This window comes from Pantoea sp. BAV 3049 (assembly GCF_009765445.1).
GTDB lineage: Bacteria > Pseudomonadota > Gammaproteobacteria > Enterobacterales > Enterobacteriaceae > Erwinia.
On record NZ_WHOY01000031.1, the window covers coordinates 3992693 to 4006359 of the forward strand.

General features: G+C 54.0%; 13 protein-coding genes and 1 other annotated feature. Of the genes, 7 read left to right on the forward strand and 6 right to left on the reverse strand.

Annotated features, from left to right (window positions below; translation table 11 throughout):
• Positions 1-48: 48 nt before the first annotated feature.
• The 4 genes from GSQ70_RS19685 (at position 49) to tyrA (ending at position 4223) form a co-directional block, all read left to right on the forward strand.
• Positions 49-582, forward strand: a complete 534-nt coding sequence (locus tag GSQ70_RS19685; RefSeq protein WP_158784112.1) for a TetR/AcrR family transcriptional regulator — start codon at positions 49-51, stop codon at positions 580-582.
• Entirely contained in the window at positions 579-1754 is a 1176-nt protein-coding gene (locus GSQ70_RS19690) for an MFS transporter (protein WP_158784113.1), read from the forward strand. Before GSQ70_RS19685 ends, GSQ70_RS19690 begins: the two co-directional genes overlap by 4 nt.
• 265 nt (positions 1755-2019) lie before the next feature.
• On the forward strand, positions 2020-3099 hold the full coding sequence (locus GSQ70_RS19695; protein ID WP_158784114.1) for a 3-deoxy-7-phosphoheptulonate synthase: 1080 nt from the start codon (positions 2020-2022) through the stop codon (positions 3097-3099).
• Between the two features lie 2 nt (positions 3100-3101).
• Entirely contained in the window at positions 3102-4223 is a 1122-nt protein-coding gene (gene tyrA, locus GSQ70_RS19700; protein ID WP_158784115.1) for a bifunctional chorismate mutase/prephenate dehydrogenase, read from the forward strand.
• Between the two features lie 63 nt (positions 4224-4286).
• Here the strand turns inward: tyrA and GSQ70_RS19705 are convergent, their stop codons facing one another.
• From GSQ70_RS19705 to bamD, 6 genes are all read right to left on the reverse strand, one after another.
• The gene (locus tag GSQ70_RS19705) at positions 4287-5003 is read right to left on the reverse strand and encodes a molybdate ABC transporter substrate-binding protein (RefSeq protein ID WP_158784116.1); all 717 of its coding nucleotides are present in this window, start codon (positions 5001-5003) and stop codon (positions 4287-4289) included.
• A complete protein-coding gene (locus GSQ70_RS19710; RefSeq protein WP_158784117.1) occupies positions 5003-6055 on the reverse strand; it encodes an ABC transporter substrate-binding protein in 1053 nt (350 codons plus the stop codon). Before GSQ70_RS19710 ends, GSQ70_RS19705 begins: the two co-directional genes overlap by 1 nt.
• A 115-nt stretch (positions 6056-6170) precedes the next feature.
• Positions 6171-7331 (reverse strand): bifunctional chorismate mutase/prephenate dehydratase, encoded by a 1161-nt coding sequence (gene pheA, locus GSQ70_RS19715; RefSeq protein ID WP_158784118.1) that lies wholly within the window; start codon positions 7329-7331, stop codon positions 6171-6173.
• 23 nt (positions 7332-7354) lie between these two features.
• Positions 7355-7479, reverse strand: a sequence feature (Phe leader region).
• The gene (gene pheL / locus GSQ70_RS25790; RefSeq protein WP_199257343.1) at positions 7431-7478 is read right to left on the reverse strand and encodes a pheA operon leader peptide PheL; all 48 of its coding nucleotides are present in this window, start codon (positions 7476-7478) and stop codon (positions 7431-7433) included. (Overlaps the previous feature by 48 nt.)
• Before the next feature lie 96 nt (positions 7480-7575).
• On the reverse strand, positions 7576-7908 hold the full coding sequence (gene raiA / locus GSQ70_RS19720) for a ribosome-associated translation inhibitor RaiA (RefSeq protein ID WP_158784119.1): 333 nt from the start codon (positions 7906-7908) through the stop codon (positions 7576-7578).
• A 270-nt stretch (positions 7909-8178) separates the two neighbouring features.
• The gene (bamD, locus tag GSQ70_RS19725; protein WP_158784120.1) at positions 8179-8910 is read right to left on the reverse strand and encodes an outer membrane protein assembly factor BamD; all 732 of its coding nucleotides are present in this window, start codon (positions 8908-8910) and stop codon (positions 8179-8181) included.
• Positions 8911-9040: 130 nt separating this feature from the next.
• Here bamD and rluD point away from each other — a divergent pair, with 130 nt between their 5' ends.
• The 3 genes from rluD to clpB all read left to right on the forward strand — a co-directional run bounded on the left by rluD (position 9041) and on the right by clpB (position 13445).
• Positions 9041-10018 carry a 23S rRNA pseudouridine(1911/1915/1917) synthase RluD gene (gene rluD, locus GSQ70_RS19730; protein ID WP_158784121.1) on the forward strand — a complete coding sequence of 326 codons (978 nt, stop codon included), beginning with the start codon at positions 9041-9043 and terminating at the stop codon, positions 10016-10018.
• Positions 10018-10746 (forward strand): purine nucleoside phosphorylase YfiH, encoded by a 729-nt coding sequence (gene yfiH, locus GSQ70_RS19735; protein WP_158784122.1) that lies wholly within the window; start codon positions 10018-10020, stop codon positions 10744-10746. Before rluD ends, yfiH begins: the two co-directional genes overlap by 1 nt.
• Before the next feature lie 125 nt (positions 10747-10871).
• Positions 10872-13445 carry an ATP-dependent chaperone ClpB gene (clpB, locus tag GSQ70_RS19740; protein WP_158784123.1) on the forward strand — a complete coding sequence of 858 codons (2574 nt, stop codon included), beginning with the start codon at positions 10872-10874 and terminating at the stop codon, positions 13443-13445.
• The last annotated feature ends 222 nt before the right edge of the window (positions 13446-13667 follow it).

Sequence of the window (13667 nt, forward strand, 5' to 3'; positions counted from 1 at the left end):
TCCACCGGAAATTTTGCAAAAGTAAAACGATCGGTTTACTTTTAGTGAATGAATAAAAAACAAGATATCCTCCAGGCCGCAGAGCGGTTGTTCTATCTCAATGGATTCCATGCGACCAGTACGGATCGGATCTGCAGTGAAGCAGGAGTTTCTACCAGAACGCTTTATCGGTACTTTCCCTCGCGGGAGATGCTGACAGAGGCAGTGCTGGCTGAACGGCAAAACCGCTTTTTTGCCGCACTGCTTCCACCCGAAGAGCCAAAAGCTATCAGCCGTCTTTTTGCGGTTCAGGGTGAGTGGATGCAGAAAAATGGCTCCTCAGGATGCTTTTTCCTGAAAGCCTGGGGCGAATATGCTGAAGAAGATCGGCGGCTGTCGGCGCTGGCGCTGGATTACCGTTACAGACAGCGTGAATACATTGCGGCCTGTTTGCGAAACTCACCTGCCGCAGGGCTTTCCGATGCGGTGTGGATGCTGTTTGAAGGGGCCATTACTTCTGCATTGGTCATCGGCCCCCAGGCGGCGATTTATGCCGGAGAGGCTGCAGAAAAACTCCTGGCAGCCAGCGGTAAAAAGTCATGAGAGCTTCTCTGAAACTGGGCTTGACCGGCTTCTCACTGATCGCTGTCACCTACGGGATGGCGAGATTCGCCTGGGGGCTGATGTTGCCTGCCGTAGTGAAAGATATTCCGTTCAGCACCGGGACGGCAGGGGTGATCTCTGCCAGCAGTTTTGCTGCCTACTGTCTGGCAATAACCGGCGCACCGATACTCACTGAACGTTTTGGCCCACGCTGGCTGGCCGCTGCGGCCGCTATTTTGGCGGCTGGCGGCATGCTGATGCTGGCATTTTCGTTCTCTCCCCTCATGCTTGCCGTGGGGCTGTTTATTGCCGGGTTGAGCCCTGGCGTGGCTTCTCCTTCCCTGGCCTCGGCGGTCAGTCGCCGGATCACCGGGCATCAGCAGCCGCAAATGAACACTGTTATCAATGCCGGAACCAGCGCGGGAATTATTCTGTCCGTGCCGGTTTTGCTTTATCTGCCCGGTGGCTGGCGAGCGGCTTGTCTTCTCTTCAGCGTAATAGCGCTGTTATGTCTGCTGCCGGTGATGCTTTACCTGCCCGACGACAGAATGAAAAACCGTGCGGAAAGAAAAACCTGGCGGAAGAGGATGCCCGGACCGGCAATGCTGCGACTGATGATCATTGCCTTGGTCAGCGGGAGCACCAGCGCGGCATGGTGGAGTTTTGGCCCGCAAATTTTACGCCAGCAAGTTGGTGTGAACGCGCAATCCGTCAGCCTCCTGTGGCTGATCGCGGGTGGGGCGGGGATCTTTGGTGCGCTGACCGGGCCGGTAGCTGACCGCATCGGTATGAAACAGGTCTACCGGATTTCGTTGCTGTTTATGGCTTTGCCACTTGCCATGCTGGCCTGGATACAGGGGCCGTGGTGGTGGTTCATTCCGGTCGTCGCTCTGTGTGGTGCTGGCTACGTTACCCTCTCCGGCGTGCTGCTGGTCTGCGGCGCTGCGGCTAATAAAAATGCTCCGGCTTCAGGTGTGGGATTGGTTTTTCTGATGCTCGCGGCGGGACAGGTGGCGGGCTCAGTTCTGTTTGGCCAGCTTTATGCTTTGGCGGGTGCTGCTCCTGCTCTGCTGATGTTCTGTATGCTTTCGTTGCTGGTGATGCTGCTCAATCCGGTCTACGGGCACACCAGTCGCAAATCTTTGCTTAAGCAGGAAAAAAACGGATGCTGATTACGCCTTACGCCTTACGCCTTACGCCTTACGCCTTACGCCTTTGGTGTAAACATAATTGTACATCCAGATGGTTTGATTGTAATTGGTTATTTTGTTTTATTTAATTGAAATTAAAAGTAATTTTAAATTTCATTTGCCGGAAATTATATTGTGGTAATTAAAGTGTACATGCAGGGATTGAGTTTCGTACCGGTTCTGATACATTATTCAACACCTCATTGAGGGCTGAACGACGCATAACGAGATAAACAGGATGACTATCATGCAAAAAGACGCGCTGAATAACGTACATATCGTTGAAGAACAGATTCTGATCACCCCGGAAGAGCTGAAAAAACAGTTTCCGCTGAATGCCGCTCTGGAAGCGCAGATCGCCGATTCCCGCCAGACCCTTTCCAACATCATCAGCGGTAAAGATCACCGCCTGCTGGTAGTCTGCGGCCCCTGTTCCATCCACGATACCGAAGCCGCTCTGGATTACGCCCGTCACCTGAAAACTCTCTCTGACCAGTTGAAGGATCAGCTGTATATCGTTATGCGCGTCTATTTTGAAAAGCCCCGTACCACCGTCGGCTGGAAAGGATTAATCAACGATCCTTACATGGATAACTCATTTGATATGGAAGCCGGTCTGCACATTGCCCGTCGCCTGCTGCTGGATCTGGTGGAAATGGGCCTGCCGCTGGCGACTGAAGCACTGGATCCGAACAGCCCGCAATACCTGGGCGATCTGTTCAGCTGGTCAGCCATTGGTGCGCGGACCACGGAATCTCAGACTCACCGTGAAATGGCCTCTGGCCTGTCAATGCCGGTGGGCTTCAAAAATGGTACCGACGGCAGCCTTGGCACAGCGATCAATGCCATGCGTGCCGCAGCAATGCCGCACCGTTTTGTCGGGATCAACCAGAGCGGCCAGGTCTGCCTGTTACAGACTCAGGGTAACCCTGATGGCCATGTGATCCTGCGGGGGGGTAAGAGCCCGAACTACGGCCCGGAAGATGTTGCCCAGTGTGAAAAAGAGATGCTTCAGGCGGGACTCCGCCCGTCCTTGATGATAGATTGCAGCCATGGCAATTCTAACAAAGATTTCCGTCGTCAGTCCGGCGTGGCTGAGTCTGCCGTTGCGCAGATCAAAGATGGCAACCGTTCTATTATGGGTCTGATGCTGGAAAGCCATCTTCACGAGGGTAACCAGTCATCCGAGCAGCCGCGCAGTGAAATGCGCTACGGCGTTTCCGTTACCGATGCCTGCATCAACTGGGAAACAACCGAGTCGCTGCTGCGTGAAATCCATCAGGATCTGGACGGGGTGCTGGCGGCGCGTTTGTCGCATGAGGGTTAATTATGGTGGCTGAACTGACCGCGCTACGCGATCAAATTGATGAAGTTGATAAAGCGCTGCTCGATCTGCTGGCCAAAAGGCTGGAGCTGGTTGCCGAAGTGGGCGAGGTGAAAAGCCGTTACGGATTACCGATTTATGTGCCTGAACGTGAAGCTTCAATGCTGGCTTCACGGCGTAAAGAGGCCGAACTGCTGGGCGTGCCGCCGGATTTGATTGAGGATGTTCTGCGCCGTGTGATGCGGGAATCCTACTCCAGCGAGAACGATAAAGGCTTCAAGACGCTGAATCCTGACCTGCGCCCGGTAGTGATTGTCGGGGGCAAAGGCCAGATGGGGCGTCTGTTTGAAAAGATGCTGACCCTGTCTGGTTATCAGGTGAAAATCCTGGATAAAGAGGACTGGGAGCAGGGTGAAAGCATGCTGGCTGATGCCGGGATGGTGATCATCAGCGTGCCGATCCATCTGACTGAGCTGGTGATTGCCAGCCTGCCGCCACTGCCGGAAGACTGTATTCTGGTCGATCTGGCCTCGGTGAAAAACAGCCCACTGCAGGCGATGCTGGCCGCGCACAGCGGTCCGGTTCTTGGTCTGCATCCGATGTTCGGACCGGACAGCGGCAGTCTGGCGAAGCAGGTTGTGGTGTGGTGTGATGGTCGTCAGCCGGAAACCTACCAGTGGTTCCTGGAGCAGATTCAGGTCTGGGGAGCGAGATTGCATCGCATCAGTGCCGTCGAGCACGATCAGAATATGGCGTTTATCCAGGCGCTGCGCCACTTTGCCACCTTTGCATATGGTCTGCATCTGGCTGAAGAGAACGTGCAGCTTGAGCAGCTACTGGCCCTGTCTTCTCCGATTTACCGTCTGGAGCTGGCGATGGTCGGGCGGCTGTTTGCCCAGGATCCGCAACTTTATGCAGACATCATTATGTCTTCGGAAAGCAATCTGGCGCTGATCAAACGGTACTACCAGCGTTTTGGTGAGGCGATTAAGCTGCTGGAGCAGGGGGATAAACAGGCATTTATCGACAGCTTCCGTAAAGTGGAGCACTGGTTTGGCGATTACGCCCAGCGCTTTATGCTGGAGAGCCGGACTCTTCTCCGTCAGGCTAATGACAGCCGTCAGTAACTGACTGGATGCACCTTCAGCCTGCAATCAACGCCTGATGAATCTCATCAGGCGTTTTATATTTTAGTGGCTGAAGCCCGCTTTCTGTAAAATTTCCTGTGCCTGGGGTGATACCAGAAACTCAGCCAGCGGCTGGGCTTTACTGTGGCAGACCGCCAGAGCGTAATCAGCCCTGACCTGGTAAGGTGCCGGGATATCCAGTGTAACGATGCCGCTTTCCCTGGCAATCAGCGGCGCATAACTCTGATAGCCGATAAAAATTTCAGCCTGATGGCTGTTGATGGCCCAACTGGCCGCCAGCTCACCTGCCGGAACCGCCGGGCTGTCCGGTCCGCCAACCAGCTGTAACGCTCGCTGCTTCAGTAAATTCCCCGTTCCTTCATGATGTTGTTCAATACGTTCAAACAGCTCCCAGGTGTAATCACCAGAAGGATCGCTGAGTGGGGTGGAAGTTGCCACGCGGAGTGTCGGATCGCTGAGCAGCTCAAGCCAGTCCCGTTCTGTGATGGCCAGATCCGCCCTGATGCTCAGGCAGAGCTGGTTATGGGTGAAATTCGCAACGCCGATCGCTTTACCGGCCGCCAGTAAGGCCTGCGGGTGTGCCACATTTGCCGAGGCAAAGAGATCGCAGGGTTCATCCTGCTCAATACGCTGACGCAGCAGGCCGGCAGGACCAAAAGCGGTGTCCACGAAACACTCATTTTGCTGATTAAACGCGGCGATCAGCCTGGGCCAGACAACCCGCAGGCTGCCGGCCGCCAGTACCCGCAGTTCGTTCATCAGTTGCTGCCCACATAGTGGGTGCGATAGAAGCGCTGATACCAGCTGTCGGCTTTTTTCTGCATATCAATATCGCTGAATTTTTCCGGATAAAGTTTTTTCGCCATCCACAGTTCTCCCAGCGCCAGCGCTTCCGGCATCGGATAGCCCCATGCTTTGGCATACTCCGGCATCAGATAAACCCGGTGATGTTTAACCGCATCCACGGCCTTCCAGGCTGGCTGCTGGTTGATTTCGTCAATCACTCGCGGATAGCGGTCCTGCACAAATATTACCTGAGGATTCCATGCGAGGATCTGCTCCATCGAAACCTGTTTATAACCTTTGACCGTGGCCGCCGCGACGTTCATTGCGCCTGCATGAGCCATCATCAGGCCGGTGTACTTGCCAGAGCCATAGGTAGTCAGGTCAGGATTCGCCATATAGACGCGGATCTTCTGGGCGGCCGGGATGCTTTTCAGGCGATCGCTGGTTTCCTGGCGCTGACTGAAGGTGGCGCCGATCAGATCTTCCGCCTGCTTCTGGTGGTTAACCACGGTGCCGATCAGCCGGATACCGTCCTTCAGGCCCTGATTATAGGCCTGTTCTTCATCCTGAAGCTGTGGATTGAGACGGTTTTCCTGCTTCTCGTCGCCTGCACGCAGTGATATTGCAATCACTGCAATACCGAGATGCTGGATCTGATCGATCATTTCCTGCGGGGCATAGTTGGTGACAAACACCACCTGAGGGTGCAGGGCGACCAGTTTTTCCAGGTCGACATGAGTCAGGTCGCCCAGCGTTGGCAGGCTGGTCAGTTTCGGCACCAGGCGCTGGTAGCCATCACCCAACTGCTGTTTCCAGTTGCCTAAAATCCCCACCATGGTTTTGGTGGCATCCAGCTGGACCAGCAGATTGAGTGTCTGGTGTTGCAGTACCACCACGCGGTTAACGCGATCCGGAATGCTGACCTGGCGACCCAACTGATCGGTAACCTGGCGGTCGGCATAGGAGGAGAAAGGCAGTAACCCAATGAAAAATAATAAAGAAGCGGTGCGGAGAATGTTACGCATGTCGGTTTCCTGATAATCGTTATAAAGACTATGATATAGCGATTAGCAGAAAGGGGAAATCGCTCTCTGGGAGTAGGGGTATCCAGCCGCAGGAGCCGCGGCTGGAAACAGGAGATTAGTTTGGTTCTACCGGGACGACGTTCTCGCTCGGATAGCAGCCAAGCACCTTCAGCAAACGGGTAATTGGTGCCAGCTCGCGCAGGGCCTGCTGCACCTCACCGGAACGCAGATTGCCCTGGAAATCAATATAGAACATCTCTTCCCACGGATTGCCGTAAATCGGACGCGATTCCAGCTTGCTCATGGTCAGATTATGCTTGCGCAAAACCAGCAGCGCCTCCACCAGCGCACCGGCCTGCTGTCCGGTCGCCATAATCAGCGTGGTTTTTGCCGGAACCTGCTCAGTCACTTCAACCGGCTTGCGGGCGAGGATAATAAAGCGGGTGATGTTTTGCAGCTGGTTTGCCAGGTTGCGCTCCAGCACTTGTAAGCCGTATAGCTCGCCGCCAGCCTCGCTGCCCAGAGCGGCGGCTTTTGGTGAATTGAGTGCCGCCACCTTTTCCATCGCGGCTGCTGTGCTTTCGGTGTATTCAATTTTCCAGTGCGGGAAGCGGTGAATAAACTGGCTGCACTGCTGAAAAGGCTGAGGATGGCTGTAAACCGTTTCGATTTGCTGCAGGTCGGTGCTGCCAGAGACCAGTACGCAGTGATCAATGGGCACGGTGATCTCGCCAATGATAGACAGGCTGGTTTGCTGCAGCAGGTCATAGACATCGGTGATTGAACCGGAGGTGGTATTCTCAATCGGCAGCACGGCATAGTCTGCCTGACCGGTTTCAACCTGACTGAAAATATCGCGGAACTTCAGGCAGCCGCTTTCAATGAAATTGTCAAAGTGGCGGGCTGCATAGTGACGTGCCGCCAGGTGAGAGTAAGAGCCTTTAGGGCCGAGGAAAGCGACACGGGCAGACTGTGCATTGGTTTTGTTAAGGTGTTTTTGCAGCAGTGCCTGCTGGGTAAGAACCGAGTCTTCAATAATCAGCTGGAACAGACGGGTAATGTAGTGGGCGTCCAGCTTATGTGCTTTGCCCAGCCGGATCAGATTTTCAAGCAGATCTCTTTCACGATCAATGTCACGGATAGGGCGGTGGGTGGCCATTTTCGCCGTGGCGACTTCAATCGCCAGCGCCCGGCGGTTCGCCAGTAAGCTCAGCAGTTCTTCATCCAGCGCACTGATCTTGTCGCGCAGGCCCAGCAGGGGATTTTCAGCGGTCATAATGCTACCTGTCAGATGTTCATAAAAAAAAAGCCTCCCGCTGGGGAGGCTTTGTTGTTCGTCTTCGCATTCTCTCTTACACGACGAATCGCCTCCCGGTCAGGGGAAGGTAAAAAAGAATGCGAAGAAGAACGGCTGCTTTTTCATGGTGGTGTCCGGTATTGTCGAGCGTTTAAAGTAACCGCTGCAATTTCTCTCTGTCAATAAAAAACGCGCCCTGAGGCGCGTTATCTCCCTTTTACGGTTATTCCTGATCGACGACGCTAAGGTCTTTGACGCTGGCAGTCGCGCGGCGCGCTTCGCCTTTGTGCTGAACTTTATTCAGCTGGCGCTCCAGTTTGTTGATCAGGTCGTTTATGGCCGTATACATATCATCGTGTTTTGCGCTGGCCACCAGGGGGCCATTTGGCGTGTTGATAGTCGCATCGGCAACGAATTCCTTCGGCTCCTTTGAAAGAACGATATGGGGATTAATCAGATGAGTTTGCCACTTTTCAAGTTTAGCCAGACGGTCTTCGACATGTTGGCGGATAGCCGGGGTGATTTCCATGTGCTTGCTGGTAATGTTCAGAACCATAGTGCTTACCTCTCTGTCATTTCCGTCGAATGTAGGTCCAGCATACCCTGAAAAAAGGCTTGATGCGTGATCGATATCACGTTTTTTTGTCACTTTTTGTCAAGTGGGCAAAATTTGTGAGATGGGGTGATTATTCCTCTGTTGAGGCTTGAAGGGCTGATTTTAAGGGTGCATTATGGGTAGGTTAACTCAGAAGGAAAATCGAAAATCCGGTGCTTTTCTGGGCAAAAAAAATGGCAGCCACCGGCTGCCATTTTTCGTTTTTGTGACTTATGCCTTATTGGCGGCGATGATCTTGGCCACCTTATCCGCTTCGGCATTCAGCTGCAGCTGACGGTAGGCATTTTCCATCAGTGGCAGAGCCGTACGGGTAGCCTGAGTATCCGGGTAATCCTGCATCATTTGCTCTACACGGTTAACGACGGCGACATAGGCCTCGCGCTTGGTGTAGAATTGGGCAACGGATAACTCATACTTCGCCAGACGATCTTTCAGGAACACCAGACGCTTTCTGGCATCAGTGGCGTACTGGCTGTTTGGATACCCGCGCAGCAGCTGAGAGAAGTCATGGAAGGCATCACGCGCATGCGTAGGATCGCGGTCTGAGCGATCGATGCCGAAAAATCCCTGCAGCGCGCTGTCATCAAGCGCCATGTCCGTCAGACCACGCATATAAATCACGTAATCAATGTTCGGATGGGTTGGATTCAGACGCATAAAGCGGTCAATTGCGGCCTGCGCCAGCGGCAAATCGGCATTTTTGTAGTAAGCGTAGATCAGGTCTAGCTGAACTTGCTGGGAGTAAGGCCCGAACGGATAGCGGTTATCGAGCGCTTCCAGTTGCGTTATTGCTCCTTTAAAGTTACCGTCCTGCAGTTTTTGCTGGGCTGTGGCATAGATCTCGGAAGGCGGGTTATCGGGCACCGTATCCTTCGAGCCGGAACAACCCGCTAATGCCAGGCTCAACGTGGCTGCAGCCACCAGATATTTCATACGCGTCATGACGATTTGATTATCCTCAGAGTGTTATTCAGGAAGCTGTCCATGTAGCTCCCGATAGTGACCAGGTACAATAGCACATTATATTAAACGGCATCGCCGTGAAAACCCAACGTTAACGAAGAAGCTGTTTATGGCACAACAAGTAAAACTCAACGCAACGGTCTCCGAATCGCAACTCGGACAACGCTTAGATCAGGCTTTGGCTGAATTGTTCCCTGATTATTCAAGATCTCGTATAAAAGAGTGGATTCTCGACCGTCGCGTCAGTGTTAATGGCGTAATCATCGATAAACCAAAGGAAAAAGTGTTTGGTGGCGAACAAATCGCTATCGAGGCCGAGATTGAGGAAGAAGCGCGCTGGGAAGCGCAGGATATCCCGCTGAACATCGTTTATGAAGATGACGATATTCTGGTTATCAACAAGCCTCGCGATTTGGTGGTTCATCCGGGGGCTGGTAACCCTGATGGCACGGTACTGAATGCGTTGCTGTATCATTTCCCGGCCATTGCTGATGTGCCGCGTGCGGGCATCGTGCACCGTCTGGATAAGGACACCACCGGCCTGATGGTGGTAGCGAAAACGGTTCCTGCTCAGACTCATCTGGTGGAGTCATTGCAGCTGCGTGAATTCACCCGTGAGTATGAAGCGGTGGCTATTGGCCGTATGACTGCGGGCGGAACGGTAAACGAGCCGATCAGCCGCCACTCGACCAAGCGCACCCACATGGCGGTACATCCGATGGGCAAACCGGCCACCACGCACTATCGCATTATGGAGCATTTCCGTGCTCATACCCGTATGCGTCTGCGTCTGGAAACCGGCCGTACTCACCAGATCCGTGTGCATATGTCCCACATCAACCATCCCCTGGTGGGTGACCCTCTCTACGGCGGTCGTCCGCGTCCACCGAAAGGCGCTTCTGAAGCGTTTATCTCCACACTGAGAAAGTTTGACCGCCAGGCTCTGCACGCCACCATGCTGCGTCTGTATCATCCGATTACCGGGATTGAGATGGAATGGCACGCGCCGCTGCCACAGGATATGGTGGAGCTTATCCAGGCCCTGAAAGCCGATACCGAAGAGTTTAAAGATCAGCTGGACTGGTAATGAGCCTGATCATTCCCCAATGGAGCGTGCCCGCCAGCGTACGGGCCTGTTCAACAACCCGGCTGGCAGGCGTCAGCCATGCGCCCTGGGATTCGCTGAATCTTGGTGCGCATGTGGGGGATAATCCGCAGGACGTGCAGACCAACCGTGAAAGTCTGGTCCGGCTGGCAGAAATGCCGGCAATGCCCGTCTGGCTGGAGCAGGTTCATGGTGTTCGGGTATTACATCTTACCGGGGAAGAGCCTGACTCACTGCAGGCCGATGCTGCTTATACCCGCGAACGTGGTGTGGTTTGTGCAGCGATGACGGCTGACTGTCTGCCGGTACTGTTCAGTTCTCTGGATGGTAAAGAAGTGGCGGCAGCTCATGCTGGCTGGCGGGGATTGTGTTCAGGGGTTCTGGAAGCCACGCTCGATGCTTTTATCGCTCCGGCAGAAGAGATTGTTGCCTGGCTGGGACCCGCCATTGGACCGGAGGCCTTTGAGGTGGGACCGGAGGTGCGTAACGCCTTTTTAGCGCAAGATTTAATCACTGACGCGGCATTTCGTCCTGTTGGTGAAAAATATTATGCCGATATCTGGCAGCTTGCCCGGAACTGTCTGACACGCAGAGGAGTGCGCCATATCACGGGTGGCGGCCTTTGTACTGTCTCCGCACGGGAACAATTTTTCTCCTTCCGACGCGATGGCGTTACCGGCCGTATGGCAAGTTTGATCTGGCTGATATAACCTAGCGCCATAAGACGGTCCAGATTGATGTATTTTTCACCAAAATATTTGGGTCATTAAACTTGAAAATTTGAGGGATGACCTCATTTAATCTCCAGTAGCAATTTGACCTGAATGGGGGAATTATGCGTCTGGATCGTCTTACTAATAAATTCCAGCTTGCTCTCGCCGATGCCCAGTCTTTAGCACTCGGGCGCGACAACCAATTTATCGAACCTCTTCACTTGATGAGCGCCCTGCTCACTCAGGAAGGGGGCTCCGTACGTCCTTTACTTACCACCGCGGGCACTGATGTGTCAGCCCTGCGCAGCGGCGTGGAACAGGCTATTGCTCGTCTGCCACAGGTTGAGGGGACGGATGGCGATGTGCAACCTTCAGCGGATCTGGTCCGCGTCCTGAATCTCTGTGACAAACTGGCGCAAAAACGTGCCGATAACTTTATCTCATCCGAACTGTTCGTTCTGGCCGCTCTCGATTCGCGTGGCTCACTGGCTGATTTACTGAAATCCGCTGGAGCAACCAGCGAAAAACTGACCCGGGCTATTGACCAGATGCGTGGAGGCGAAACCGTGAACGACCAGGGAGCTGAAGATCAGCGCCAGGCACTGAAAAAATACACCATCGACCTGACCGAAAGGGCGGAGATGGGCAAGCTGGACCCGGTTATCGGGCGTGATGAAGAGATCCGCCGTACTATCCAGGTTCTGCAGCGCCGTACCAAGAATAATCCGGTACTGATTGGCGAGCCTGGCGTGGGTAAAACCGCCATCGTTGAAGGCCTCGCTCAGCGCATTATCAACGGCGAAGTGCCGGAAGGGCTGAAAGGCCGCCGCGTGCTGGCGTTGGATATGGGGGCGCTGGTGGCCGGTGCCAAATACCGGGGTGAATTTGAAGAGCGTCTGAAAGGCGTGCTCAACGACCTGTCCAAACAGGAAGGCAACGTCATTCTGTTTATCGACGAGCTGCACACGATGGTTGGTGCGGGTAAAGCCGATGGCGCGATGGATGCAGGCAACATGCTGAAACCTGCGCTGGCCCGTGGCGAACTGCACTGTGTTGGCGCCACTACGCTGGATGAGTATCGCCAGTACATCGAAAAAGATGCGGCACTTGAGCGTCGTTTCCAGAAAGTGTTTGTGGCGGAGCCGAGCGTTGAAGATACCATCGCCATCCTGCGCGGGCTGAAAGAACGTTATGAGCTGCATCACCATGTGCAGATTACCGATCCGGCCATTGTGGCGGCGGCTACGCTGTCTCACCGCTATATTGCCGATCGCCAGCTGCCGGACAAAGCTATTGACCTGATCGATGAAGCGGCTTCCAGCATCCGTATGCAGATTGACTCGAAACCGGAGTCGCTGGATCGTCTTGAACGCCGCATTATTCAGCTCAAGCTGGAACAGCAGGCGCTGAAGAAAGAGTCCGATGATGCCAGCATCAAACGTCTGGACATGCTGGAAGACGAGTTGAATCAGAAAGAGCGTGATTACTCTGAGCTGGAAGAAGAGTGGAAGGCGGAGAAAGCCTCACTGTCCGGCACCCAGACTATCAAGGCGGAACTGGAGCAGGCAAAACTGTCCATTGAGCAGGCGCGTCGTTCCGGCGATCTGGCACAGATGTCTGAGTTGCAGTACGGGAAAATACCTGAGCTGGAGAAACAGCTGGAGTTAGCCACCCAGGCCGAAGGAAAGACAATGCGCCTGTTGCGTAATCGCGTAACCGACGTGGAGATCGCCGATGTGCTGGCTCGCTGGACCGGTATTCCGGTTGCCAGAATGTTAGAAGGGGAGCGCGACAAACTGCTGCGGATGGAGCAGGAGTTGCACGAGCGTGTTATTGGTCAGGACGAAGCGGTTGAAGCTGTATCAAACGCCATCAGGCGGAGTCGTGCAGGTCTGGCCGATCCAAATCGCCCCATCGGCTCGTTCCTGTTCCTCGGCCCGACCGGGGTAGGTAAAACCGAGCTGTGCAAAGCGCTGGCTAATTTTATGTTCGACAGTGATGATGCGATGGTGCGTCTTGATATGTCTGAGTTCATGGAGAAACATGCGGTTTCGCGACTGGTGGGCGCACCTCCCGGATATGTGGGTTATGAGGAAGGCGGCTATCTGACCGAAGCGGTCCGCCGTCGCCCCTATTCGGTGATCCTGCTGGACGAGGTGGAGAAAGCGCATCCGGACGTGTTTAACATTCTGCTGCAGGTGCTGGATGACGGCCGTCTGACTGACGGGCAGGGCAGAACAGTGGACTTCCGTAACACGGTGGTGATCATGACGTCTAACCTCGGATCAGATCTGATTCAGGAACGTTTTGGCGCGCTGAGTTATCCGGAAATGAAAGACGTGGTGATGACCGTTGTCGGCCACCATTTCCGGCCGGAGTTCATTAACCGTATCGATGAACTGGTGGTGTTCCATCCACTGGGTGAGAAACACATTGCCTCCATTGCTAAAATTCAGCTGCAGCGTCTTTACAATCGTCTGGCTGAACGTGGTTATGAACTGCATATCTCCGATGCGGCGTTGCAGATGCTCGGTGAAAATGGCTATGACCCGGTTTATGGTGCAAGGCCGTTGAAACGAGCCATACAGCAGCAGATTGAAAACCCGCTGGCCCAGCAGATCCTCTCAGGCAGTCTGGTTCCGGGAAAAATGATCGAGATGGACGTGCAGGATGGGGCGATAGTTGCCCGTCAGTAATCGCAGTAAAGAACAGAAATGGGCCTTCGGGCCCATTTTTGTTTAAGAAAACGGCATTTGTGGTCGTCTTTATTACTTTTGGGTTGAATTTTGAGCGCTTGAAAAGTTTTTTGCATTTACCCCTTGTCAGCCATCAGGAACTCCCTATAATGCGCCTCCACTGACACGGAACAACGGCTTACAGGCCACCGGGTTGAGAGGTTCAGGAAGCTGAACCGCCGG

Coding starts and splice junctions, on each gene's coding strand:
- GSQ70_RS19685 (WP_158784112.1), top strand. CDS start 49: ATGAATAAAAAACAAGATATCCTCCAGGCCGCAGAGCGGTTGTTCTAT.
- GSQ70_RS19690 (WP_158784113.1), top strand. CDS start 579: ATGAGAGCTTCTCTGAAACTGGGCTTGACCGGCTTCTCACTGATCGCT.
- GSQ70_RS19695 (WP_158784114.1), top strand. CDS start 2,020: ATGCAAAAAGACGCGCTGAATAACGTACATATCGTTGAAGAACAGATT.
- tyrA (WP_158784115.1), top strand. CDS start 3,102: ATGGTGGCTGAACTGACCGCGCTACGCGATCAAATTGATGAAGTTGAT.
- GSQ70_RS19705 (WP_158784116.1), bottom strand. CDS start 5,003: ATGAACGAACTGCGGGTACTGGCGGCCGGCAGCCTGCGGGTTGTCTGG.
- GSQ70_RS19710 (WP_158784117.1), bottom strand. CDS start 6,055: ATGCGTAACATTCTCCGCACCGCTTCTTTATTATTTTTCATTGGGTTA.
- pheA (WP_158784118.1), bottom strand. CDS start 7,331: ATGACCGCTGAAAATCCCCTGCTGGGCCTGCGCGACAAGATCAGTGCG.
- raiA (WP_158784119.1), bottom strand. CDS start 7,908: ATGGTTCTGAACATTACCAGCAAGCACATGGAAATCACCCCGGCTATC.
- bamD (WP_158784120.1), bottom strand. CDS start 8,910: ATGACGCGTATGAAATATCTGGTGGCTGCAGCCACGTTGAGCCTGGCA.
- rluD (WP_158784121.1), top strand. CDS start 9,041: ATGGCACAACAAGTAAAACTCAACGCAACGGTCTCCGAATCGCAACTC.
- yfiH (WP_158784122.1), top strand. CDS start 10,018: ATGAGCCTGATCATTCCCCAATGGAGCGTGCCCGCCAGCGTACGGGCC.
- clpB (WP_158784123.1), top strand. CDS start 10,872: ATGCGTCTGGATCGTCTTACTAATAAATTCCAGCTTGCTCTCGCCGAT.